Origin of the sequence: Runella sp. SP2 (genome assembly GCF_003711225.1) — a bacterium.
In the GTDB taxonomy this organism is placed as follows: Bacteria; Bacteroidota; Bacteroidia; order Cytophagales; family Spirosomataceae; genus Runella.
This window is the reverse complement of the sequence record NZ_CP031030.1, coordinates 6551223-6576617: the sequence shown is the minus strand read 5'-3', so window position 1 is coordinate 6576617 and position 25395 is coordinate 6551223. Positions and strand designations below refer to the sequence as shown.

The window sequence follows — 25395 nt, the reverse complement described above, 5'->3', positions numbered from 1 at the left end:
TTTATTCGTCTAGTAATTCAATAAAACATCTATCATTATGCAGGAAAAATGAGGGGTCTTCTTCTCGCTTAGAGCGAATTATATCAAAACCACCATTGGCATATTCCTCCAACAAACCTCGCAATTCAGTAATTTGTTTTTCAACTTTACTCTCTTCCATATTCTCAAGTTCATTAAAGTCAATTCCTGATTTTGTTAGTACACCCATAATAATATACTCAGTTATATCTTGTGGTTGCCAAGAACGCATCTCGATAAATTTGTTTTTTTCTGTACCATAAGCAATAGGTATTTTATAGTCCTTTTTCAGCCCTAATAGCGCTGCGTACATGTACATTTCATAGCGAGTTGAGAAATATTTTCCTTGCTTCCATCGGGTTTCTTCCGTGCTTGTCCCCGCTTTGCCCCCCTGTTCAATGGTAAAATCCAATATCATTTGATAATATTGGCTATCATATTCTGGTGACCTGTCTTTTATACGTTTCAATAACTCCATTATTAATTCAATTTTTCAATATTTGTAGAAAGGCTGTTTCGGTTTGTGCGTGCATTTTCCGAAATTGAGGGAGTGATTAAATATACTTTCCCAAGTTTTATTTCGTCATCAGTAAGTAGCCGATTTCTAAGCTTTTCATTTTTATAAAACTCCTTACTCATAATTATACTTTGTCGGTACACTTTACTTACTGTCTTACAAAAGCCAATCGTATAATCTTCCCCGAAAACAGACATCGGTGCATCCGTAATTAAAGTATATAAATCAGTATCTCGCGAACCTTGCCGTGCAGAAATGATAGCCATGATAGTGGCAAGCTTGATAAGAATAATATTGCCCGTATTTAGCTGCAATAATACATTACCCTGTTCATCCACTAGTTCAGGCATATAGTTCTTTCCATTACTTAGCTCTTTTAATTTGATAATACCTCTTGAAGACATGTTGCTTTGAGTCATTTCTTGATAATGCTTATTTGCTTCATCTTCCAAAAGCTTAACAAGCCTATTGAAAACTCTTTTTCTGGTAGATTGAGCAACTTGATAAAACTCCTCTAGCACTTTTACTTTTTCAGAAAGATAAGCTGGAATCTCTCCAACCACTAACTTGCTTAAATCAGAGTCAATTTTTGCCAGTTCTTCCTTATTTTTTGCTAAAAAATTAGCATTTGAAATAATTTGATTGCTAGAACGTTTAACAAGTTCATTCTGCGCATTGAACTCATTTAAAAGATTATTAGCCTGGCTTACATTTAAAGCGGCATCTACAATAAGGCTATTTTTTTCAGACTCAATCGTTGCTAACTCTTCTACTAATGCTTTTCGCCTTTTATCAAGGCGCCTCAACTTCCTATATGTCGATGCAATATCTGCATCAATATTTCTTATGTTATGACTTAGCCCTAAACCATTTTGGTAGAGTTTCTTTAAATCAAAGCTAAAATTGTGCACACCCATTTCTTCATCTTCCAACGTCTTTATCTTCATTTGAGAGCGATCAAGAAGCTCCTTTATTTTCAACCATGCCTCTGAATCCTTAGGGGCTTCGCGGTCACACACCAGACATCGTTCAATTTCCAACATATGGTGAACATGTATTGGCTCAGGAACATCGATAGGCAATCTTGCTTGAAGCTCTTTTACAAGTGCATTCTCAGAGTCTAATTTAGCTTGTATTTGAGCTTCTTTTTGTAGTTTTTTACGCTCAAATAAATTATAAATATTGCTATAATCTTCAAACAGGTTTTCGGTACCCTTTAAAACCCATTTATTAGTAAACATACGCTTATGTAAGTTCTTTTGCTCTTCATCAAACTCTTCTTGAACATCATTTAGGTTTTTTTCAACTGCATTTCTTTTGGCTTCTATTTCGCGAATTTTTTGAGCATCTGCTAGCTTATTCAGCAAGTTTTCCGACTTTTCTTCGGCGGTAGCTAAAGTATCTTGAATCTGAATATCTTGAAGTTCAAGAGCTTTTATTTTATCTAATAGTTTTTGTCTTTCTACTTCCAAACTTTCACTTCTCCCTCTGTCTCCGCTTAAATCACGTTGCTTTTTTTGATATTCTTTTGCAGAAGATTCTTGAAGAGATTTCGCTAAGTTTATTATATTATCAAATCTTGTTATATTAGAAAGTACATTTATTGCTTGTGTTAGTGTATCGCTTTTATTAAAATCTATAATTGATTCAACTTGCTCACCTTGAAACCACATGTAAGGTTTAATATTATCAGGCAATATGTTATTTTTTATTCTTTTTATTTCATCTTTATCTGTCACTTGCCTTGAGTTCAAATAGGACATTTCTTTAAACAAAACCACTTCTTCGCTGTCTTGGTCTTCTATTATTTTATCGAACGTTTTTTTTATACTATATCTCCTTTCTAAAATATAAACACTATCTTTTTCAAGATTATGAAAAGTTAATACCACAGACGCTGTTACAACCCCCTCCTCAATGTCATAAATAGCCTTATCTGAGACAATCAAACGTTTTAGAGAAGAAGTATCAGCAAAATCTTTTTTTGATGTATTAAAACACTTATTGTACATTACCCAATAAAAAGCATCATACAGTTTAGATTTTCCATACCCGTTATCACCTATAATTACGTTTATACCTTCTGTAAAGTCAAACCTATTTGTGCCTGCGTAGCACATAAAGTTAGTTAACTCAATGCTCTTTAATATCATTATTATCTATTTAAAAGTGTATTTATCTTTTTTTCAGTAACATTCGCACTTTCTTTCTGAAGTTCACCTTCTATGGCAACCTTAATTACGTCAATCAAGTTGTTTCCATGTAGTTGAGACCATCTAAATTTTTTAGCCTCTTCGTCCTTTAAGTACTTTTTTTCGACAAATAATTCATCCTCTAAAAAAGTTCTTAGTATATCTTCTTTTGTCATTGGGATTTCAAGTTTTGGTGAATTGTATAAATATTCAAATCATAATGTTCACAGACCCTGGAAAAAACATTTTCAGTTTCGTAAGGATTAATTGCCAAAGATGCAAAATACATCACTCGCTCCAATTCTTTTTCTACTAAGCTTCTTTCAACTCTAAACGTTTCTGAATTTGAATCTGATGATTGTATGTCGGGTACAATTATCAAATCATGGATAACGGCTATGTTTTTACGAGGGTGAGTACGTAAAATTCTCCCTCTTCTTTGTATAAACTGCCTGGGGTTACCTGTACTTGAACAGAATATCGCATATTCTGCACGTGGAATATCTACACCCTCATCCAAGCACTTCATAGAAGCTATAACGTGTATTTTTCCATCTTTAAACTGCTCCAAAATTTCATTTCTATTATTCATCCCACTTATGAATTGATTAATCATTATAGATTCATCAATCCTTCCTATCTCTCTTGTGTATTGGTTTATAATTCTCAGTGACTCTTCATCATCCGAATCTTCATCCAATATCTCTTGGGTATTTCCCTCGGGAACGTAAATAAATGTGTACTTTAAATTACCTTCAATTCTAAAACGATTTTCTAATATCTCTCGTGTTTTTGAAAGTTTATTTGCCGCTTTATGAATAATCCTTTTCCGTTTTAACAATAATTTTTGAACTATTTCATTATCATCTAAACTACCAGTTTTTTTATTAAAAAATTTAGCCAGTTTTTTTGTTATCTCTATATATTGTTCAAGTTCACCATCCGTAAGATTTACTATGTGAGGATAATAATAGTATTTACACAGAATTCCTTCATCTATTGCCCTTTCCATTGAAAAAGAGTAAATGTAGGGTTCTTTGTCATTAAAAAAAGCTTCCATTGCCTTACTTCCTTCAATATCATAAATTCTTTTAGGAGTTGCTGATAATCCTATCCGATTTTGAAGTGTTAATATTGATAAGCTTTTAAGTACGCTTGTAGAGCCAATATTATGGGCCTCATCAGCTATAAATAAAGTATCGTTAGGAAGTTTTTGAACGTATTTTTGAAACCGTTCTTTTATAAAAGAAGCATAAGTTGTAATAATTACAAATGAAATTGGGATTCTTTTTGCTGTCGATAAAGTAGTGGCTAACTCACTTTCCCATTGGCTTTTTGAAGAAACTTTAATAATTTCTTGAAAGTTAAACTTTCTTGCTTCTTGTTCCCACTGATTTACCAAAGTTATTGTTGGAACTAAGATAATACAATGGTATATATATTCTTCATTATGCAAAATTTCCTGTAAAAGACAATTAAGAGACGTTATTGTCTTGCCCGTTCCAGTTGCCATTGCAAAAATTCCTTGCTTGTTGTTATTAAGCCAGTTTTGGTATGCCTCTTTCTGGTATTCACGAGGACCACTAGGATAAGGAAATCTTGGTTCAGATAAGTATGTTTCAATTTTTTCCAAGGCTTTCTGTAAAGATTTCAGTGTATTAGGTTCATTATTCTTTCGTGCTTTTTGTTTAATAAGCTCCTCTTCTTCAATTAAAAGCTCATTCAAATCAAGTCCCCCATAGTTTTGCTCAATGATAGATTCAATTTGTGCAAATGCTACATACTCAACATAATTTGCTTCGCCGTTCCAGATTTGCTCAAATAAATTTTGGTACTCTTCAATCCCCTCTTTACCCCCCTCCCAAGATAATTTTATATCAAGCTCTTCCAAGTTCTCAAGCAAGCCGCTTGCTGTAAAATTACAGGAGCCTCTGAATTTTACTTGGTTGATTCCGTCCTTAAAAACCCCAGATTTATAATGAGAAATGCCCCCTTTCCCTTTCGGCCTAACCGACTTTATCTCAATACGTTTCGTCGAAATCAACCATGCCAAGCATTTAAAAAAATGCTCTCCATAGCTATCGAGGGTTTTCCTTAATTTATCAAAGTCTTGTAGCAAGCCAGAATACTCTTCATCAATCCCATACTGGCTTTCGAGGAGTACTTTTTTATCTCTGTCAGACAAAATATGATTAATGACCAAACGAACAGTACCATTATTAGCCAAAAACTTTGCAAAGCCTAATGACAAAGTACTGATTGCTGAGCTACTAAAGTAACCAAGCAACAAATCCAAATAGGTACTTTCTAACAAACCTTCAGTGTAAAAAGCCAATGGTTCATTTTCAGTTGCCGAACGATACTCCTTACTTTTTGGAAACTTTATGTCTGAAAGCATTTGCAAAACCTTTACCACAAAACTAACTTTATCCTTAAACTAATACAAATGTTATACGATGGATTTTTGAAACTTCAGACGTCCCATTGTCTTCTTTCTATTGTCTTTATCTAGCCTTACTGGTTACTTTGTAGCTTTTTATCAGTCAACGACTTGATGTAACAGTGTGGTCTGGTAAGAAAACACCGCAATATGAGACAAACCAAAGAACAAATTTTAAAACAGTATTTCGGGTACGACACTTTTCGGCCACTGCAAGCGGAAATTATTGATTGGGTATCGGCAGGAAACGATTGTATGGTGCTGATGCCCACGGGTGGCGGAAAATCTGTGTGTTATCAAGTGCCCGCCCTCATGACCGAGGGACTCACGATTGTGGTGTCGCCGCTGATTGCCCTCATGAAAGACCAAGTGCAGGCCCTGCGAGGCAACGGCGTAGGCGCGGCCTACCTCAATAGCACCCTCAGCAGCAGCGAACAATACGCCATCGAACGGCAATGTTACGCGGGCGAAGTCAAGCTGCTGTACATCGCCCCCGAAAAACTGCTTACGCCTAGTTGCATGGATTTTGTTCGAGGTCTAAAAGTCAACCTGTTAGCCGTGGACGAATCGCACTGCGTCTCGGTATGGGGCCACGATTTTCGTCCCGAATATACCCAACTCCACGTCCTAAAAACGGCCTTCCCCGACGTGCCGATGATTGCCCTCACCGCCACCGCCGACCGCGTCACGCGTCGCGACGTGCTGAAACAATTGGGTATTCCCGACGCGCGCGTTTTTGAGGCATCGTTTGACCGTCCCAACCTCTCGCTGAACGTTTTGCCAGGACGCAACCGAATCAAAGTCATCGAGCAGTTCATCCACGACCACCCCAATCAGTCGGGGATTATTTACTGCCTCGCCCGAAAAACCACCGAAGACATTGCCCTCAAACTACGCGCCAAAGGCATCAATGCCCGCTTTTACCACGCCAAAATGCCCGCCGAAGACCGTTCTGCCGTACAGGATGCGTTCCTGCGCGACGACGTGCAGGTCATGGTAGCGACGGTAGCGTTTGGAATGGGGATTGATAAATCGAACGTGCGCTGGATTATCCATTACAACATGCCCAGCAACGTCGAAAGTTTTTACCAAGAGATTGGGCGGGCAGGCCGCGACGGCCTCAAATCGACGACGATGTTGTTTTACAGCTTTGCCGATTGGATTATGCGCCGCGACATGATTGAAAATTCGGAGTTGCCGCAACACATGAAAGACATTCAGTTTGCCAAGCTCGACCGCATGAAACAATACGCCGAAGCCGACCACTGCCGCCGCCGTATTTTGTTGAGTTATTTCAACGAAACCGTCGAACGCGATTGTGGCAACTGCGACGTGTGCCGCAACCCCCGTTCCAAATTCGACGCCACGGTATCAGCCCAAAAAGCCTTGTCGGCCATTGCCCGTACCGACCAAAAAATAGCGATGGGGATGCTGGTTGATGTTTTGCGGGGTTCGCACAACCGTAGCGTTACGGAGCGAGGATACGATAAAATCAAAACCTTTGGCGTAGGCCGCGACCTCCGCGCCGAAGAGTGGGCCGAATACTTGACCCAAATGCTCAATTCGGGTGTTATGGACGTGGCCTACGACGAAGCGCACTCGCTGAAACTCAACGAGATTTCGTGGCGCGTTTTGCGCGGTGAGCGTAAGGTGGAATTGGTACGTTTTGAGTCGTACGAAGAAAAACGCAAACGCCAAGAAGAACAAGCAGAGCCCGTCAAGACCAAGAAAGAAATCATCCGCGATGAACTCTTTGAACGCCTACGCAAGGTGCGCAAACGCTTAGCCGAAGAAGAAAATGTGCCGCCTTTTGTGGTCTTTTCCGATGCCACGCTCTCGGACATGGCCGAAAAACGCCCCGTCAACCGTATTCAGATGCTTCAAGTTTCGGGGGTAGGCGAGGCCAAAGTAGCGCACTACGGCGAGGCTTTTATCAACGAGATTTTGGAATATGCCCGCGAGAAAACCGCACCAGGCACCCGCATCGTCAGTGGAATGACCTACATCGAAACCCACGATTTGTACAAGCAAGGGCTTTCACCTCAGCAAATCGCGCAGCGACGGAATTTGAACGAGTTGACGATTTATTCGCACCTAGCCAAACTCTACGAAGACGGACAAGAAATTGACCTTTGGCAGTACCTCACCAAAAACGAGTACCGAGCCATTACCGAGGCCGCCGAAGCTTTGGGCATCGCCTCCCAGGCTGCCCTCAAACCGCTTTTTGAGCATTTAGAAGGCCATTATGAGTATTATAAGCTACGAATTGCGTTGGCTTTGTGGGGGAAAAGAAATTAGGTAATTATGTATATTTGTAAAAACCGACTGCAAAATGACTTACCAAGAACGTATTGTTTCAAACCATGAACTAATGCTGGGAAAACCCACCATCAAGGGAACTCGTATTACTGTCGAACTGATTTTGCGTAAATTATCTCAAGGTGCTACCCTTGATGATTTATTAGCCATGTATCCTAGTCTGACCAACGAGGATATTCATGCTGTTTACCAATATGCAGCTGACGTTATTGCCAATGAAGAACCTATTGTTTCGGCAGCATGATTTTAGCAGATGAAAATATTGATCATCAACTTATTGAGGCGATTAGAGCAATAGGTATCGACGTCTATTCTGTTTATGAAATGAATAGGGAATTCGGGACGAAGAAATTATTGAATTTTCCCGAACTCCCCCTAGAATTATATTGACTGAAGATAAAGACTTTGGTGAATGGGGCTTCTCTCACCATGTCGAAGGGGTCAGCGTTTTATTGTTACGTTATCATTTTAAGGAAACTGAACAAATCAAAGCTATTCTGACTAATCTTCTACAACAACGCCTTCCAGAATTACAGGGCTGTTTTACTACCCTTACAACCCAAAAAATGAGGAAAAGAAGGATTTAACAGCCTCCTTCCTAGTTCACCAAACTCAACATAAACGCATACTCCAACGCAATGTCTTTCAGGCGTTTGAAGCGCCCCGAAGCACCACCGTGGCCTGCGTCCATGTCGCAATGAAAGAGAAGGAGGTTGTCATCCGTTTTCAATTCGCGCAGTTTGGCCACCCATTTGGCAGGTTCCCAGTACTGCACTTGCGAGTCGTGTAGGCCCGTTGTGACGAGCATGTTGGGGTAGGCTTGCGCCGTTACGTTGTCGTAGGGGCTGTACGATTTCATGTAGTCGTAATACACCTGTTCATTCGGATTTCCCCATTCTTCGTACTCACCCGTCGTGAGCGGAATACTTTCGTCGAGCATGGTAGTGACCACGTCCACAAACGCCACTTGAGCCACCATGCCACGGTACAGCGCAGGCGCCATGTTGGCCACCGCGCCCATCAGCAATCCGCCTGCACTTCCTCCCATGGCAAAAAGCCCTGCCGACGACGTCCATTTTTCTTGAATCAGAAATTGGGCGCAATCAATAAAATCGGTGAAGGTATTTTTCTTGTGCAGCATTTTGCCATTTTCGTACCAATTCCGCCCCATTTCTTGCCCTCCTCGGATGTGACAAATGGCAAACGCAAACCCACGATTCAACAAACTCAGCCGTGCCGCACTAAACGATGGGTCGATGGAATAACCGTACGAACCGTAGGCGTATTGGAGCAAAGGCGCGTTTCCGTCCTTCACAAATCCTTTTTTATAAACAACCGAAATCGGCACCAAAGCGCCATCGCGAGCAGGAGCAAACAAGCGTTCGGTATGGTAATCGTCTTTGCTAAATTCCCCCAACACCTCTTGTTGTTTGAGCAACACCCGTTCGCGGGTTTCCATGTTGTAATCAAACGTGCTGCTCGGGGTTGTAAGCGAAGTATAGCCGTAACGCAAAGTAGTGGTGTCAAAATCGGGATTTGTACCCACGTAAGCCGTGTAGGCCGCTTCGCCAAAATTGAGGTAATGCTCCGTTTGGTTTTGCTGGTTCATCACGCGTATGTGCAGCAATCCCTCCGAACGCTCCTGCACCACCAAATGATTCCGAAACACTTCCAATCCCTCAAAATACACCTCTTCACGGTGCGGAATCACCACTTGCCACTGCGTTGTATCGGCATGAGCTGCTTCGGCTACTTGCATCAAGCAAAAATTGAACGCCCCGTTTAGGTTGGTTCGGATGTAAAAACGGTCTTCAAAATGATCAACGGAATACTCATGCCCCCGTTGGCGCGGCAAAAATGACCTAAATTCGGCCGTGGGCGCATCGGCGGGGAGTAGCAAATACTCGGTCATCACGCCATTTTGGTCTGACGAAATCGCAATGTATTTTTTTGATTTCATGCGGTGAAGCCCCAAATAGAATTGGTCATCTTCTTCCTCAAAAACCAACACATCTTCCTCGGGCTTGGTACCGAGGACGTGCCGCCACACTTGATAGCCAAGCAAAGTTTCGGGGTCTTTACGGATGTAAAAAACGGTCTGATTATCCGCCGACCACGCATAGTTTCCACCTTCGGTATCTGGAATTGCCTCGGGGTATAACTCTCCCGTTTTGAGGTTTTTAAAGCGCAATGTATATAACCGCCGACTCACGGTATCTTCCCCAAAAGCGGCGATTTCTTCGTTGTCGGAGATTTCGGGGAAAGTAGCATTATAGTACGATTGACCCTCGGCCAATTCGTTGGGATTGAGCATAATTTCCTCTTCAGCGTCCAGCGTTTGGTACTTTCGGGCATAAATCGGATACTCGCCGCCTTGTTCGTAGCGGTAATAGTACCAATAGTTCCCGTCTTTGTACGGCACCGATTCGTCCTGCTCTTTGATTCTCGATTTCATCTCAACAAACAATTCCTCTCGCAGCTCTTTGAAAGGTGCCATCATTGCCTCAGTATAAGCATTTTCGCCCGTGAGGTAGTCGGTTACTTCTTGGTTTTCGCGGTCGCGTAGCCAGTAATAGTTATCAACGCGAACATCGTTATGAATTTCTAATGAATGGGGCTTTTTGTTGGCTTTAGGTGGCTGTATCGTCATAGAAAGAACAGATTTATCGGCTTTAGATTTAAACCGTAAAGTAAGGCAGTTTTTGAGAAATAATCTACACTGTGGTTAAGTCAGATAGGTATGGCATTAGTAGTACTCTTATACTGAATGGAAAAACCAATTCATGTCTATTATCTCGAAAATGGGCAGTACCAACTAGGTGGCATTTACGACCAACTACCCGCACAATCCGTTATTTTTGAGGGATTTGAGGCAGTATTGGAGAAAGTGTTTCGGTAGACTTTTATCGCCAACTACTCGCTTCAAAGTTCGCACCCATGGGTACGTTGAACACCGCTCCTTGTTCAATTAAAACATTTTTACACTTCGCTGGTTGATTAACCGATATGTTAATAACGTGAGGCGATTTTATGATTACATTTTGGGTAATCGAAGGTACTTGCCCACAACTCCAAACCGTCGGGTCATTCCAATTTCCTGATTTCACCGTTTGGAGTGCCCCAACCCCCATCGAAGTTACTATTACAGGCTCAGAAACACAGGTATTGGCGGGTTCGAACTTCATGATTCTATTATTTCCTACTATCCACCCTGTGGTAGGGTTAATAAAGTACATACCAGTATTCGTATTAAAATGATACGATTTCTTCCACGTAATACCACCATCCGTCGTTGAAAAGGCATTGTCTGCTCCCAATATCCAACCATTATTTTCATCTAAAAACTGTACCCGAGCATTATAATTATAGAGAAATATAGTAGACGTATTAGGGCCAATATCCTGCTTAACCCAAGTTGTACCTCCATTAATGGTTTTATAAACTCCCTCTTGTTCAGAAGCTACCGCCCAGCCGTTAGACTTACTAGTAAAATGCACAGAGGTAAACGTAGTAGTAGTAGTACTTTTCTGATATTTCCAAGTCTCACCACCGTTATTCGTCGTAATGATAACTCCACCTTCTCCTACAGCCCACCCTTGGTTCGTATCAATGAAATATACACTTTTAAGGTTTTGAGGGGTAGGACTATTTTGCTTTATCCACGTTAATCCACCATTATTAGTTTTATAAATTCCTCCAAAATCGCTTACAGTCCACCCTATGTAAGTATTTAAAAAATACACACTATTAAACTTAATATAACTATTCATATCACCTACTGGCTGCTGTACCCACGTTTGACCACCATCAGTTGTAGCCAAAATACCATTGACAAAACCAGGGTTTTTACTACCTACTATCCAGCCATGTGTATCATTTACAAAAAACAAATCATAGTAATTATTATTGAGGACTTGAGATGTCCATTTTTTACCGCCATTGATGGTTTTTGCCAAAACCCCATTTCCAACAGCAAAACCTATAGTATCATTGATAAAATGAATATCCCTGTAAAAACGTTGGGGAATTTCGCCTACAGATTTCCAAGTAATAGCTCCATCACTCGTTTGAGCAATGGCTCCATTTGTTCCTACCAATAACCCTTCATTGGCATTTTTCATAAAAAAATTTCTCAATCCAAAAGGAGAATTATCACTTGCTTCTCTCCAAGTCACTCCCCCGTCAGTTGTTTTATATATTTTACTATCGCCTCGAAACCAACCAGTAGTTGAATCAATAAATTGTATTTTGTCCAAGTTATTGACTGCGCTAACGACTTGAGGAATCCAAGTATTTCCTCCATCGGCAGTTTTTAGAACAGTACTATTTTCTCCTACAATCCAACCATTGAAAGCATCAATAAAAGTAATACCCTTTAGTGCACTTGTTATATTTAAGTGTCCAGGCATCCAAGTATTACCCGAATCTGTGGTTTTAAGAAGGAGTCCATAACTAGCAGCCACCCAGGCAGTAGTGGCAGATATTGCTTTTACATCATACAACACATTGCCCAATATACTCAGTTTCATTATCCAAGTATTACCCCCATCGGCTGTAGTATAAATATTTCTTCCACTTGCAATCACCCACCCCCTATATTCATCAGCAAACGAAGCAGCATTTATAGAACTTTCAGAATTCAAGCTTTGTGATATCCAACTTTCTCCTCCATCCATGGTTTTGATAATTGTCCCCCTGTATCCCACTGCCCAACCTATTGATGATGATACCATTTTAATACTTGAAAGATGCTCTTTGACCCCACTGGGACGGGGTTGCCAAGTAGCTCCCCCATCTGTTGATTTTAGAACAACTCCATTGTTACCCACAGCTATCCCCAAAGAAGAAGTGGGAAAAACAACACTGTTTAGATCATTTGGGGTTATTTCACCCGTTTGGCTTACCCATGCCCCTACCAGTATGGGTTCTACTGTATAGCTACCTGCACTTGCATCTGTAAAGGTACTTCCATTGACAGCACTAATAGGTACACCATCTTTTCTCCAAAAAATAGTTGTTGAACTTGATAAATTTCCTGCTTTCAATATTACAGTTTGGCACGGCCCTGCGAGGGTACTGTCTATTCGTAGTTTTGGTATAACACCAACTCCCATAAACGCTTGTGATGTACAGCCGTTATCATCCTTGCAATAGGCATTATAGGAAGTAGTTGAAGCGGGGCTTACGGTAATACTACTTGTCGTTGCCCCAGTATTCCACCGTAACGTTCCAATACAACCCGCAGCCGTTAAAGTAATGCTACTACCACTGCAAAGTACATTTTGCTGATTATTGCTGGTGATAGACGGAGGCGCTGGTGCTAACATATTAAGTATTACCGAATTAGATACACAAGGAGTCGTAACTTTAGTGTATTTCATGATAACACCATTATAACTGAGTCCCCAGCCACTTTGCGTATCCGCAAAGCTAATTTGAGCGAATTTATCATAAAGTCCAATAGGTTGCCACACCCATGTATTTCCCCCATCAGTGGTTTTAAAAACTCCATTGTCATAAGGGATAGTCACCCATCCTTCATTGGCATTAGAAAATGACATACTTAACTTGGCTGTTCCAAACCCAGGGATGTTCTGAGCAACCCAAGTACTACCACCATCAGTAGTACGTTTCATAACAATATCACCACCCACCCAACCATTGTTAATGTCTTTAAAATAAACCAAGGACAAATAATTTGATGTACCAGAGGGCACAGTTGCCCAGTTTTGCCCGCCATCCGTAGTTTTAAGCAATATACCATTGCTTGATACCACCCAACCAGTATTGGCATCCACAAAATGAAAGTCGTTGATGCTGTAACCTGTACTAACCATGCTCCACGTAGCCCCTCCATCAACCGTTTTAAATATATTGGTTCCAGAATGCGATATCCATCCCGTTATCGCATTGATAAATTGTACTTTCTTAAAACTCCAGCCTGAACCTGCATTTTGAGAAGCCCACGTAGCGCCTCCATTGGTTGTTTTTCTAATAGTCCCACTATCTCCTACTACCCAGCCAGTATTGGCATCCACAAAATCAATACCTCTTAGATAATTGCTTGTACCACTATTTAAAGACAACCACGTTTTTCCTCCGTTGATGGTTTTATAGACTGTGCCATTTTCTCCTCCTAAATAGGCTTGCGTAGCATTTATTGCCTTTATGCTTGAAATAGCTGAGGTAAGTGTTTGGCTGAATGTATTCACCCAATTAGTACCCGAGTTTGTTGATTGAAGGATTGTCCCAGCAATGCCCGCTGCAACAACATTAGTTGTACTACTGGCATAAATAGCTTGCAATGGCGAGGAGTTTTGATTAGATATTTCCCAAGTTGCCCCCCCATTGATGGTCTTGTAAATAGCGTTTCCAGACGTTAACCACCCCTCCATTGTACTTGTAAAGAAGACCGAAGATCCTCCATTGGAACTTGAACTCCACGTATTTCCTCCATCAGTGGTTCGATATACTTTATCATCAGAAATAATCCAACCATGCGTAGATGAAACAAAAAATACATCATTCAGAAGACCTGTCTCCCCCAGATTCATAGTCACCCACGTTCTCCCGCCGTCGGTAGTCTTTTTGGCCGTGCCGAATCCCACTACCCATCCTTCCAAGGAAGAGATAAAGTGAATATCTCTTTGGTGGTACATACCCGTATTTTGGATAGTCCATGTGGCTCCCCCATTGGTGGTTCTCAAAAGAGTACCCATAGGAGAATTGACTACTATCCAACCATTATTGGCATCTATGAAGGTAATCTCCTCATAATATCCGCTATAACTTGTGCTCACACTATTTACACTATTCCAACTTAGTCCACCATCGGTGGTTCTTAAAAGAATGTATTCCCCAGCAATCCAACCGACTGAAGCATTAATAAAATGAACACTTAGAAGATTATTAGTAGTAGGAGAGCTAACTGGATTCCAAGTGATACCGCCATCGGTCGTACGCTCTATTATGCCTAAATCGCCCACGGCGACTCCTATATTGGCGTCAGCCATGTGTATATCGTTAAGACTATGACCATGAGGGAGGTGGCTTTGGAACACCCACTCTCCTTGGTGAGGAAGTTCGACCGTATAGCTACCTGCTTGCGTAGGGATATAAGTATTACCTGATACCCCGTCAATGACATTTCCATCTTTTTTCCATACCAAGGAAAATCCACTAGGTGCTCCGCTGGCAGTAAGAGTAGTGTTCCCTGGTGTAAAGCACTGTCCAGTGCTGGAACTCACTGTAATAACAGGCAACACAATTGGGGAAATGCTTGATACGGTCTTTACTTCGTTGACAGTACAGGTAGCATAGTAAGTGGTCGTCACTGTAGGAACGACAGTAATGGTCGTACTTGTTTCTCCCGTATTCCAGCGCAGACTTCCTGTACAATTGTTAGCCGTGAGGGTAATAGGAACACCAGCACAAGTGCTTTCAGACCCTGTCAGTTCAAACGTATTTTGGGCATACGTAGCAGAGCTCCAAGCAACAAAAAACAAGGCGATTAGTAAAAAAACTCTCATACCTATTTTTTTAAATAATGGAAACTTTTCTCAAACTGAAGTCAAGTCAAATTTTGTATTTTAACTGTTCACTCCCCCTCCCGAAACCAACCCGCATACATGACGTAATTGTTGGCGGTGCGCATAAATACTTCACCCAAATCAGGCGTGACATCTTTGAGGTATTTGGCGGGGTTTCCTGCCCAAATCGTCCCTGATGGGATGACTTTCCCTTGCGTTACCACTGCTCCTGCGGCAATGATGGAGCCTGTTCCGATGTGTACATTGTCCATCACAATCGCCCCCATTCCAATCAACACCTTGTCTTCAATCGTACAACCATGCACAATGGCGTTGTGAGCAATAGAAACGTGATTGCCAATAATCGTCTTGGTCTTTTGGTAAGTGCAGTGAATCACCGCCCCATCCTGGATATTGACATAGTCGCCCATTTGAATGGTGTTGACGTCCCCGCGTACGACGGCATTAAACCAAACCGTACAATGTTCGCCCATGATGACCTCCCCGACCACCGTAGCATTGTCGGCAAACCAACACGTTGAACCATATTTTGGAGAAAGCCCGCGAACAGATTTAATAAGTGCCATAGTGATTGTCGAATTTTTACAAATATAGTAGTCATGCGCGTTTAATTCCGTTTCCTATCAATTTTTAGGGACTTTACAAACCAACTGTTGGTGGTTCAAGACTAACTTTTTTCCTTTGACAAAAATTCTTTTGAATGTTCGCCAAGCTATCTCCCCAAACCCGCATTATAGCCACGGTAATCGCCGTAATGCTTTTTTTGTCTTTTCTCATGCGATGGTATGTGTTTGGCATCCAATGGCACATCAACCTTATTTTGATGCTAATTTCGGGGAGTATGATGACTATTTCGTGGGGATTTTTTAGTCAATTTCACCGTTATTTAGACAAAGTTTTTCCCTATGAACGTGGCATTTTTTTACGCATTATTCCTCAAGTATTAATCACCTTTGGAGTGGTTTATATGCTCTCTTGGTTTGTCATGTGGCGGGTAATAAGTTTGTTTAATTTTGAAGATATTATCAACAAACAATACACAACTTTGGCACAAGTAGCGGGTTATTTTGCCCAATTTGTAGTGGTAGTTTTACTGAATGTGCTTCACTTGGCCGAGTATTTGTTTCGTAAATGGCGCGAAAATGCGCTGCGGGCGGCCGAACTCGAAAAGGAAAAAGCTCAAGTGCAATTCGACAACCTCAAAAATCAGTTGAACCCCCATTTTCTGTTCAATAGCCTAACCTCCCTCGATAGCCTCATCCAAGATAGCCCCGAACTTGCACGACAGTTTTTGCAACAATTATCCAAGGTTTTTCGCTACGTTTTGCAGCACAAAGACAAGGGTTTGGTGTCGCTCCAGACGGAGTTGGAGTTTATCAAAAATTACGTTTTTTTGCTCAAAACACGCTTTGAAAGCACATTATTCATTGATTTTCAGATTCAATCAGATAGTTATGATAAAAAAATTGTCCCCGTTACGCTACAAATCTTAATTGAAAATGCGCTCAAACATAACATCATTAGCCAAGAACGCCCCCTGACGATTCGGATCAGTACGGATGGTGCTTACTTGAAAGTAGAAAACAACCTCCAACTCAAAAAGAAAGTCGAAACCTCCAACAAACTTGGCTTACAAAACCTCCGAACGCTGTATGGTTTTCTTACCGATAGCTCATTTGAAACCATTGAGCTTAATGGGAAATTTGTCGCTTATGTGCCGTTAATTGATTAAACCACCCAACCCGCCCTATGACCATTCTAATCATTGAAGATGAGCCTTTGGTGGCCAAAAATATCGAAAAACTCGTGAGGGAACTCCACCCCAACGCCCTGCTGCATGGCCCTTTGGCGAGTGTCGAAAACGCGTTAAAGTGGTTTGATGAGCATCCCGAACCTGATTTAATTTTGGCAGATATTCAGTTGGCGGACGGGGTTAGTTTTGACATTTTTCAGGAACGAACACTCCATTGTCCCATCATCTTCACAACCGCCTACGACGAATACGCCATTCGGGCATTTAAGCTCAACAGTATTGACTATTTATTAAAACCTATTGACAAACAAGAACTTACAACCTCTTTCGATAAATTTCAACGTTGGCAAAAGACTACCTCCACCGACTTTTTCCCTTCACAACTTCGGGACTTACTGAATGACTTGAAACCTCATTCTCAAAAGAAATACAAACACCGCTTTACGGCCCACCACCAACGTTCGGTAGTCGCGGTGGCTGATGTTCGCATTGCCTATTTTGTCCGTGATGAAGTCATTTGGCTGGTGACCACCGACCACCAACGTCTCATTACCGATTACCAATCGCTCGACGAAATAGAAGAACTCCTTGACCCTGTTCAGTTTGTGCGTGCCAATCGGCAATATATCGTCCGAAAAGAGGCAATTGAGAGTTATCGCACGCATTATTCGGGCAAAATCGAACTTGTACTGAGTGTTCCCTCCAAAGATGAAATAGTCATCAGTAAAGACCGCGCCGCAAGTTTTCGGGTGTGGTTTGAGGAATAACCAGACGTTTCAAAAACCTTACAGGTCTAAGTTCTCAAAACCTTGCAGGTCTGTTGTGAAACCTCACAGGTTTAGTTATTTTTGTGATATGGAAAAAAATGCAAAAATCTACGTAGCGGGCCACCGAGGAATGGTAGGCTCGGCTTTGGTACGCCGTTTGGAGTCAGAGGGCTATCAAAACATCATCGTGCGTACTTCGCGCGAATTGGACTTACGCAACCAACAAGCCGTGGCTGACTTTTTTGCCGCCGAAAAACCTGACTATGTGTTTTTGGCCGCAGCCAAAGTAGGAGGTATCATGGCGAATAATATCTATCGCGCTGATTTTTTGTACGAAAACCTACAAATTCAAAACAACGTTATCCACAGTGCTCACGTGGAAGGTGTGGAAAAGTTGATGTTTTTGGGCTCGTCTTGCATTTATCCTAAATTGGCACCCCAACCGCTCCAAGAAGATTCGCTCCTTACGGGGCCGCTCGAATACACCAACGAACCGTATGCCATCGCCAAAATTGCGGGCATTAAAATGTGTGAATCGTACCGCAAACAATACGGCCGCAATTATATTTCGGTGATGCCAACCAACTTATACGGCCCCAACGATAATTACGATTTGAACAATTCGCACGTACTTCCTGCGATGATTCGTAAATTTCACGAGGCAAAAACAGAAAATAAACCTTTCGTAGAGCTTTGGGGAACAGGTTCACCTTTGCGCGAATTTCTCCACGCCGATGATTTGGCCGACGCTTGCGTTTACTTAATGAAAAATTACGATGGCGAGCAGTTTGTCAACATCGGAGTAGGCGAAGATATTACCATTAAAAATTTGGCAGAATTAATCAAAGCGACCGTTGGCTACGAGGGCGAATTGCGCTGGAACACCGACAAGCCCGACGGTACACCTCGCAAATTAATGGATGTTTCGAAACTACACAGCATGGGTTGGAAACACCGCTACGGCCTCGAAGAAGGTATCCGAATCACCTACCAAGATTTCCTCCAAAAAATAGAAGAATACGCTGTTTAACAGCTTTTTAAGGCCCGCAAGTTGCGGGCCTTATTTTTTATAACCGTTTGCTAAATTTCAGTAGTCTATTTGTCAGGGAAATGTGTATTTTTGGTACATCATTTTTTACCCAACTTTATCTAAACCTCTAACTCCTTTTCTCGTAGTATGAAAAAACTCTTCAAAATCCTCGGCATCGTCGTGGGCGTTGCCGTTGTTGGTCTGCTTTGCGTAATGGCCTACGTAAAATTTGCCCTGCCAAATGTGGACGCTGCCGCCGACATGAAAATTGAACAAACACCCGCACGCATCAAACGTGGCGAATACTTGGCCAATCACGTAACTGTATGTATGGACTGCCACAGCACGCGCGACTTTAGCTTGTTTTCGGGGCCTGTAGTTGCTGGTACGCTTGGCAAAGGAGGTGAACGTTTTGACCAAACGATGGGCTTCCCTGGTGCTTTTACTTCCAAAAATATCACCCCTGCTGGCATCGGCAACTGGACCGACGGCGAAATTTACCGCGCCATCACCACGGGAGTTAGCCGCGACGGCCACGCGTTCTTCCCAGTTATGCCCTACCCTTATTATAGCAGCATGGACGATGAAGATGCCAAAAGTATTGTGGCGTATTTACGCACGCTTCCTGCCATCGACAACAAACCTGCTGACTCTAAAGCCGATTTCCCGTTTAATTTTATTCTAAACACCATTCCCAAAAACGCCCAACCCACCAAGCGCCCAGCCGAAACAGATCTTGTGGCAACAGGAAAGTACTTAGTACACATCGCAGGTTGTGCCGAATGCCATACCCCCGCAGAAAACGGTCAAATTATCGCCGAAAAAATGTTTTCTGGCGGTCGTGAGTTCCCAATGCCTACGGGTACAGTCATTACCCCTAATATCACTCCCGACAAAGAAACTGGAATTGGTAGCTGGACGAAAGAATCGTTTGTAGCTCGTTTTAGGGCCTATGCCGACAGTTCTTACAAACCGCACAAAATAGCCGCTGGGGAGTTTCAAACCATGATGCCTTGGACGATGTACGGTGGTATGGAACCCAAAGATTTGGAAGCCATGTACGCTTATTTTATGTCGCTCAAACCCGTCAAAAACGCTATTCCTACCAAATTCAAAGCCAATACAATCTCAATGCGCTAGCCCTCCTTTGAAAAGTGTTGTGAGTGGGGTTTCTCAAAACCCCACTCCTAGATTTCTTAAAACCTAGTTTGAATACCGAAGTTTTTTGTATATTGGCTCAAAAACACCGCCATGACCAAAAAACTCAGCTATTCCTTCGCCCTAGCAGTCCTCCTCAGTTCGTTCGTGGGTTGTACTTCCAAAGAAGAAAAAAACGACGCAACCACCACAACCGAAGTCGAAACTTTTACCTACGACTTTGCCACACCTACCCAACGCTACGACCTTCCGAAAGTTTTACGGGAAATTTCTGGATTGTCATTTTACAAAGACAACCAACTCCTGTGCGTCCAAGATGAGAAAGGCGAAGTATTTGTCTATGACTTGGATAAACAAGACATTGTTGAGAAGCACCTTTTTGACAAACCTGGCGACTACGAAGGGGTAGAAGTAGCCGAAGGAGAAATCTACGTCTTACGCAGTGATGGAAAACTGCTCAATTTTACCATGGGTAGCAAAGAAACCCGCGACATTGAAACCAGTCTGCCTAAAAAACTGGACGTTGAGGGTTTGACTTACGACCCCGTTACTAAAAGGTTATGGTTGGCAGTGAAAGAAAACCTCAAAAAAGACAAAAAAGAAGAGGGAAAGGTCATTTATTCGTTTGACCTAAAACGCCGTGCCGTTTATCAGCAGCAAGAAATAACCGAAAAAAATCTCGAAGGTTTTGGGTTAAAAGGCAAAGAAGTACGTGATTTCAAACCCTCAGGGATTGCGTTTCACCCTAAAACGGGCGAAGTATATTTGCTGAGTTCGGCGGGGCATCGGCTCATTGTCATGACACGTGAAGGGGGCTTACTTCAAAACATCCCGCTCGACCCCGCGCTGTACCGCCAACCCGAAGGCATTTGTTTTTCACCCGACGGAACGCTTTACATTTCGAGTGAAGGCGATGGGAAAGATGGTTATTTGCTCAAATTTTCACCAAAGTAGTCATAAAAAAAACCTCCCGAAAGTTTTGTAACTTTCGGGAGGTTTGACGATACGTTAGACCTGTGAGGTTTCTAAAACGGTCTAAGCTGTAACAGCCACAAGTTGTTCCAAAATAAAACGCCCGTCGATGTTGCCCAAGGCTTCATCCGAAGCGCGCTCAGGGTGAGGCATCATTCCGAATACATTTTTGCCCGCGTTGGTGACGCCCGCAATATTTTCCAAACTACCGTTCGGGTTAGCTAGGTCTGTAATAAGGCCATTTTCGTCGCAGTAACGGAACAACACTTGGTCGTTGTCGTTGAGGCTTTTGAGCGTATCGGCATCTGCAAAATAACGTCCTTCGCCGTGGGCAATCGGAATTTTATACGCCTTTGGCTCCAAGCCTGCCGTCAACAACGTCGATTGGCTTTGAGGTTGCAAATACACATTACGACAAATATATTTTTGAGAGCTGTTACGAAGCAATACGCCCGGAACAAGCCCTGCTTCTGCCAAAATTTGGAAGCCATTGCAGATACCCATCACGTAGCCTCCGCGATTGGCATGAGCAATAACCTCATTCATAATGGGAGAAAAACGCGCAATAGCGCCCGTACGAAGGTAATCGCCGTACGAAAACCCACCTGGCAAGATGACAAAATCACACCCTTGAAGGTCGTGGTCTTTGTGCCAGAGTTTGATAACTTCTTGTCCTAAATTGACCCGCAGCGTGTACACGGTATCATCGTCGCAATTGGAACCAGGGAAAACTACTACGCCGAATTTCATAGAATAATCGAATAGATTGAGCAGATGAGTGATTAACTTGCTGCTGCAAAGTTACGGTTTTCGGTGGGTGATTGATAACAAAACTTCACGTAACTTTGAATGTATTTCAAAAAGAGTACGTTAAAAGACAATACAAACAATCGTTTTATAGTGACTTTCGAAGAATTTAACCTCAACCGTCAACTTCTCAACGCCATCGCCGATGCAGGTTACGAGACGCCTTCCCCTATCCAAGAGAAGGCGATTCCGCTGGTATTACAAGGCCATGATGTGTTAGGAATTGCCCAAACGGGCACGGGAAAAACAGCGGCTTATTTGTTGCCTATCCTAATGAAAATCAAGTACGCACAAGGCCAAACCCCTCGTGCGCTTATTCTAGCTCCTACCCGCGAACTGGTAATGCAGATTGATGCTGCTGTTTCAGAATTAGGCAAATATACTGACTTGCGCCATTTGGCATTATACGGTGGCCTCGGCCCTAAAACCCAAATTGAAACGCTTCAAAAAGGAATAGACATCATCGTTGCCACTCCAGGTCGCTTCTTGGATTTGTACCTAAGAGGTGAAATTGGGGTAAAACAACTTTCGGTACTCGTACTCGACGAAGCCGATAAAATGATGGACATGGGCTTTATGCCCCAAATCAACCGTATTTTGGAAGTGATTCCGCGCAAGCGCCAGAATTTGTTGTTCTCGGCCACCTTTCCTCCCAAAGTAGAACGGCTTTCAGAAAACTTCCTCGAAGCCCCTGTACGCGTTGAAGTAACGCCTCAAGCTACCACTGCCTCACGGGTGGAGCAGGTCATGTACGAGGTTCCCAATTTTAGAACCAAAATCAACCTCGTAGAGCATTTTGCTCAACATGCCGAAGAGTTTCAACGCGTCATCATTTTTGCCCGTTCTCGCGAAACTGCGGAGAACATTTATAAGTTTTTGAAGCGTAAGGTCGTTAATGAAGAAGAGGTACGCGTTATTCATGCCAACAAAGGACAAAATACGCGCATCAACTCGATGGAGGCTTTCAAAGATGGCAACGTTCGCCTCCTGATTGCCACCGACGTTGCGGCTCGCGGTATCGACGTTTCTCAGGTAAGCCACGTGATTAATTTTGACGTGCCGCTGATTTATGAAGACTATGTTCACCGCATTGGGCGGACAGGGCGCGCCAATCAGGAAGGAAACGCGATTACGTTTATGACGATTGCGGACGAATACCACATTGCCAAAATCGAAACCATCATTCGGATGAAGATTCCGCGTGTACCACTTCCTGCCGAAATTGACGTTCCCGAAACGCCTTTTGAAGAACAACAGGAATATTTGCGCGAAATCGACGCACAACGTAAAAAAGAAGACCCCACATTTAAGGGCGCTTTTCATGAAAAGAAAAACAAAAAAGTTGTAAATTCGAAGCCCACAAAGAAGACATCCACACCCACAAAGAAGCATAAAAAGTACGACCGACGAAAAAAGTAACAGTCCATACAATAACAAATTAACAATGAGCGTTTTCAATGACGTTCCGACGAGAAGGTAGCGATGAAAGAGATACTGTCATTTAGTCAATTAGTTATTGGGTCATTAGTGGTGATGTTGGTTCCGTTTTGGACCGAAGCGCAGACGATGCAATTTGTAAGTAGTAATCGTCCTGCCGACACTAGCACAAAAACCTCTGCTGAAGCCACTACGGTGGTGAAGAATCTTCACTTAATGCCGCTTTTTGGGGAAACCAGTAAAAGCATCGAACACATCGAGTTTGAGATTAATTTCCTGAGCGAGTGTGATCAAAACTTTACCAGCCGCGCCGAAGCAAGTCAGTTTTTCTCGGCACGTGGTTGGGAATATTTGCAGGAAGGCGATTTGGATACGGCTTGTTATCGTTTTAATTTGGCATACTTGCTCGACAACAAAAACAGCGATTGCTTTTGGGGATTAGGCGTCGTTTGCTTCCAAAAAGGACACCTCACCGATGCCGAAAGAATGCTTCGCAAAGGAGCTGATATTGATTCGAACAACGTAGGATTGTTGGTGGATTTGGCCACCGTTGATTTGATTCACTTCAAAGAAACCAAAGAAAATTGGGAACTTATAGAAGCGGAACAAATCTTAAAACGGGCTTCAAAATTAGACTCCGCTTCGGCCAATGTTTATCTTAAACTATCGGTCTTGGAATTTCATAAAGGCAACTATGACGCTGCATGGGCCAATCTTCATAAGACAAGGCTACTCGATATTGAATTGCTCGACTACGAGTTTATGAGAGAACTGCTGGCCAAAAAATGTGACCCGCAGGGAATATTTAGCACACAAAACTAGCACAGAGGCACCGCTTAAAAACGGTGCCTCTGTCATTTTACACCATAATGATTCAAGAAATTACGGCCACTCAAACCTACCCACTTCGCCACCAAGTATTATGGCCTGACAAGCCTGTTGAGTTTGTAAAAGTACCCGACGATGAACAAGGGATTCATTTGGGTTATTTTTTGGATGAAAAGCTGGTTTCAGTCATTTCGTTGTTTATAGATGAGCACAAAATCGCGCGATTTAGAAAATTCGCCACCCATCCCGACATCCAACGCAAGGGCATTGGTAGTCAATTACTGAAAGCCACTTTTGAACGAGCACAATCCGCAGGAGCCTCCATTCTTTGGTGCGACGCCCGCCTCGATACCCAGCCTTTTTACGAACGCTTTGACATGAAATCCGAGGGGGAAGTTTTTTACAAAGGTGAAATTCCTTACGTCAAAATGGCTATTTCCTTCTAGCTTTTCATTTCCTTCATCAATTGTTGGAGTACATCCACAAACTTCTCCGTGTATTCGCGTTTGGGCGTGGTATCCCAGTTGCCCACGAGGCCGTTTCCTCCCAAATAAATTCCGTCTTTGCGGGCAATGATACTCGCCCCTTTGGTCGTAAGCTTATAATTAATTTCGGGTTGCGGAATCAAGCAGGCCAACTGCCCCGAAATCGGCGTAAGCTCTTCGTCGTTGAAAATGGGCTTGGCGCCTAATCCCATGCAGTTTACGATACATTTTTCAGGAAGTGCATCCAAATCTTCCAACTTCTTGATTTCATGCACCTTAATTTTCCCTCCCAACATCACAAAAGTGCTCATTTGGTGGTGTAGATAGCTCGGAATGTTGAACATCATGTTGGACCGCCAACTGACGTGTTTATCCTTGAAGGGATGTTGTTTAGAGGAAAGCTCTTGGCGTTCGGGAATCAGACCTGATAAATGAAACGCCTCTCCGCCCTGCGCCAAATCCGTAGGGCCTAATTGACGTTCGGGAAATACATTGTACTCGTCCACCCACATGGCGATGTCGTTGATTCCCAACAAAAACTGAAACGTACGAAACGAAAAACGGGTAGCTTCTTCCCACAGTTGTTTAAATTCTGGTTTAGCTATTTTGGGATCGCACACGCGCGAGGCAGGCGACCACGTTCCTGTCGCCACACTACTGGTGACGTTGGGCGGTAAATCTTTGGTATAAATCGTTACTTCACACCCTTTTTCTTGGAGCAAGCGAGCCGTTGCGAGTCCAACCGTTCCACAACCAATGACGGCTATTTTTTTCTCTCCTGTTGTCAAGACCAACTGACGCGCCATGTTACCCGTTCCCCACGACAACGACCAACCGCTGCCACCGTGCCCGTAGTTGTGTACAATGGTTTTTGCCCCCAACTCTTCTTTCGCTATTCGAGGCCCTGATGCCCGAAAAGGGCGTAACCCTACTGTTTCTTTGACAATACGATCAAGAGAAAGTTTGAGTTTTGGAATCGAGTGATAGGTTGTATTTGTACTGGGTTTTGTTGCACAACTGGCCATTGCTGACGCAGCTCCCATGCCTGTTAGGGCAGCCGCACTGATAAAATGACGACGATTCATCATAGTCGAAGTGTGTGAAAGGTTAGATGGTGGTTGC

Annotated in this window: 21 protein-coding genes; 12 read left to right on the top strand and 9 right to left on the bottom strand. The window is 42.7% G+C overall.

Translation table 11 applies throughout. From position 1 onward, the window contains the following. Window position 1: 1 nt before the first annotated feature. Genes DTQ70_RS26540 through DTQ70_RS26525 form a run of 4 tightly spaced genes read right to left on the bottom strand, consistent with a single transcriptional unit; the run spans window position 2 to window position 5125 of the window. On the bottom strand, window positions 2–496 hold the full coding sequence (locus tag DTQ70_RS26540; RefSeq protein WP_122933601.1) for a hypothetical protein: 495 nt from the start codon (window positions 494–496) through the stop codon (window positions 2–4). 2 nt (window positions 497–498) lie between these two features. Next, window positions 499–2688 carry an AAA family ATPase gene (locus DTQ70_RS26535; RefSeq protein WP_122933600.1) on the bottom strand — a complete coding sequence of 730 codons (2190 nt, stop codon included), beginning with the start codon at window positions 2686–2688 and terminating at the stop codon, window positions 499–501. Window positions 2689–2690: 2 nt separating this feature from the next. Beyond that, window positions 2691–2903 carry a hypothetical protein gene (locus DTQ70_RS26530; protein WP_122933599.1) on the bottom strand — a complete coding sequence of 71 codons (213 nt, stop codon included), beginning with the start codon at window positions 2901–2903 and terminating at the stop codon, window positions 2691–2693. Next, entirely contained in the window at window positions 2900–5125 is a 2226-nt protein-coding gene (locus DTQ70_RS26525) for a DEAD/DEAH box helicase family protein (protein ID WP_122933598.1), read from the bottom strand. The genes DTQ70_RS26530 and DTQ70_RS26525 overlap by 4 nt, the downstream gene beginning before the upstream one ends. Window positions 5126–5317: 192 nt before the next feature. Between DTQ70_RS26525 and recQ the strand changes: the two genes are divergently transcribed. From recQ to DTQ70_RS31365, 3 genes are all read left to right on the top strand, one after another. After that, window positions 5318–7465 carry a DNA helicase RecQ gene (recQ, locus tag DTQ70_RS26520; protein WP_122933597.1) on the top strand — a complete coding sequence of 716 codons (2148 nt, stop codon included), beginning with the start codon at window positions 5318–5320 and terminating at the stop codon, window positions 7463–7465. A gap of 34 nt (window positions 7466–7499) precedes the next feature. Then, window positions 7500–7730 carry a DUF433 domain-containing protein gene (locus DTQ70_RS26515; RefSeq protein WP_122933596.1) on the top strand — a complete coding sequence of 77 codons (231 nt, stop codon included), beginning with the start codon at window positions 7500–7502 and terminating at the stop codon, window positions 7728–7730. Window positions 7731–7872: 142 nt separating this feature from the next. Then, window positions 7873–8073: a hypothetical protein gene (locus tag DTQ70_RS31365; protein ID WP_122933595.1), complete on the top strand. Its 201-nt coding sequence runs from the start codon at window positions 7873–7875 to the stop codon at window positions 8071–8073. An 11-nt stretch (window positions 8074–8084) separates the two neighbouring features. Here the strand turns inward: DTQ70_RS31365 and DTQ70_RS26505 are convergent, their stop codons facing one another. After that, window positions 8085–10136 (bottom strand): S9 family peptidase, encoded by a 2052-nt coding sequence (locus DTQ70_RS26505; RefSeq protein WP_122933594.1) that lies wholly within the window; start codon window positions 10134–10136, stop codon window positions 8085–8087. 117 nt (window positions 10137–10253) lie between these two features. Between DTQ70_RS26505 and DTQ70_RS31215 the strand changes: the two genes are divergently transcribed. Then, window positions 10254–10385, top strand: coding sequence for a hypothetical protein (locus DTQ70_RS31215; protein ID WP_255417939.1), 132 nt, complete (start codon window positions 10254–10256; stop codon window positions 10383–10385). A 4-nt stretch (window positions 10386–10389) separates the two neighbouring features. On the opposite strand, the gene DTQ70_RS26495 is transcribed toward DTQ70_RS31215, so the two are convergent. Both DTQ70_RS26495 and DTQ70_RS26490 read right to left on the bottom strand, forming a co-directional pair. Next, window positions 10390–15015 (bottom strand): YCF48-related protein, encoded by a 4626-nt coding sequence (locus DTQ70_RS26495; protein ID WP_122933593.1) that lies wholly within the window; start codon window positions 15013–15015, stop codon window positions 10390–10392. A gap of 68 nt (window positions 15016–15083) precedes the next feature. Further along, window positions 15084–15602, bottom strand: a complete 519-nt coding sequence (locus DTQ70_RS26490; RefSeq protein ID WP_122933592.1) for a gamma carbonic anhydrase family protein — start codon at window positions 15600–15602, stop codon at window positions 15084–15086. Between the two features lie 134 nt (window positions 15603–15736). Here DTQ70_RS26490 and DTQ70_RS26485 point away from each other — a divergent pair, with 134 nt between their 5' ends. From DTQ70_RS26485 to DTQ70_RS26465, 5 genes are all read left to right on the top strand, one after another. Beyond that, window positions 15737–16768 carry a sensor histidine kinase gene (locus tag DTQ70_RS26485; protein WP_122933591.1) on the top strand — a complete coding sequence of 344 codons (1032 nt, stop codon included), beginning with the start codon at window positions 15737–15739 and terminating at the stop codon, window positions 16766–16768. A gap of 17 nt (window positions 16769–16785) precedes the next feature. Beyond that, entirely contained in the window at window positions 16786–17556 is a 771-nt protein-coding gene (locus tag DTQ70_RS26480) for a LytTR family DNA-binding domain-containing protein (protein WP_122933590.1), read from the top strand. An 88-nt stretch (window positions 17557–17644) separates the two neighbouring features. Continuing rightward, the gene (locus tag DTQ70_RS26475; RefSeq protein WP_122933589.1) at window positions 17645–18586 is read left to right on the top strand and encodes a GDP-L-fucose synthase; all 942 of its coding nucleotides are present in this window, start codon (window positions 17645–17647) and stop codon (window positions 18584–18586) included. A 147-nt stretch (window positions 18587–18733) separates the two neighbouring features. Continuing rightward, window positions 18734–19726 carry a c-type cytochrome gene (locus DTQ70_RS26470; RefSeq protein WP_122933588.1) on the top strand — a complete coding sequence of 331 codons (993 nt, stop codon included), beginning with the start codon at window positions 18734–18736 and terminating at the stop codon, window positions 19724–19726. Window positions 19727–19837: 111 nt separating this feature from the next. After that, window positions 19838–20698 carry an SdiA-regulated domain-containing protein gene (locus DTQ70_RS26465; protein WP_122933587.1) on the top strand — a complete coding sequence of 287 codons (861 nt, stop codon included), beginning with the start codon at window positions 19838–19840 and terminating at the stop codon, window positions 20696–20698. A gap of 81 nt (window positions 20699–20779) precedes the next feature. Here DTQ70_RS26465 and purQ read toward each other — a convergent pair whose 3' ends face one another. Further along, window positions 20780–21466, bottom strand: a complete 687-nt coding sequence (gene purQ, locus DTQ70_RS26460) for a phosphoribosylformylglycinamidine synthase subunit PurQ (protein WP_122933586.1) — start codon at window positions 21464–21466, stop codon at window positions 20780–20782. Window positions 21467–21565: 99 nt separating this feature from the next. Between purQ and DTQ70_RS26455 the strand changes: the two genes are divergently transcribed. The 3 genes from DTQ70_RS26455 (at window position 21566) to DTQ70_RS26445 (ending at window position 24234) form a co-directional block, all read left to right on the top strand. After that, window positions 21566–22942, top strand: coding sequence for a DEAD/DEAH box helicase (locus DTQ70_RS26455; RefSeq protein ID WP_122933585.1), 1377 nt, complete (start codon window positions 21566–21568; stop codon window positions 22940–22942). A gap of 63 nt (window positions 22943–23005) precedes the next feature. Beyond that, window positions 23006–23782 carry a M48 family metallopeptidase gene (locus tag DTQ70_RS26450; RefSeq protein ID WP_122933584.1) on the top strand — a complete coding sequence of 259 codons (777 nt, stop codon included), beginning with the start codon at window positions 23006–23008 and terminating at the stop codon, window positions 23780–23782. A 47-nt stretch (window positions 23783–23829) separates the two neighbouring features. After that, window positions 23830–24234 carry a GNAT family N-acetyltransferase gene (locus DTQ70_RS26445; RefSeq protein WP_122933583.1) on the top strand — a complete coding sequence of 135 codons (405 nt, stop codon included), beginning with the start codon at window positions 23830–23832 and terminating at the stop codon, window positions 24232–24234. Here DTQ70_RS26445 and DTQ70_RS26440 read toward each other — a convergent pair. After that, the gene (locus tag DTQ70_RS26440) at window positions 24231–25361 is read right to left on the bottom strand and encodes an FAD-dependent oxidoreductase (RefSeq protein ID WP_229600018.1); all 1131 of its coding nucleotides are present in this window, start codon (window positions 25359–25361) and stop codon (window positions 24231–24233) included. The genes DTQ70_RS26445 and DTQ70_RS26440 overlap by 4 nt on opposite strands. Window positions 25362–25395 lie beyond the last annotated feature (34 nt).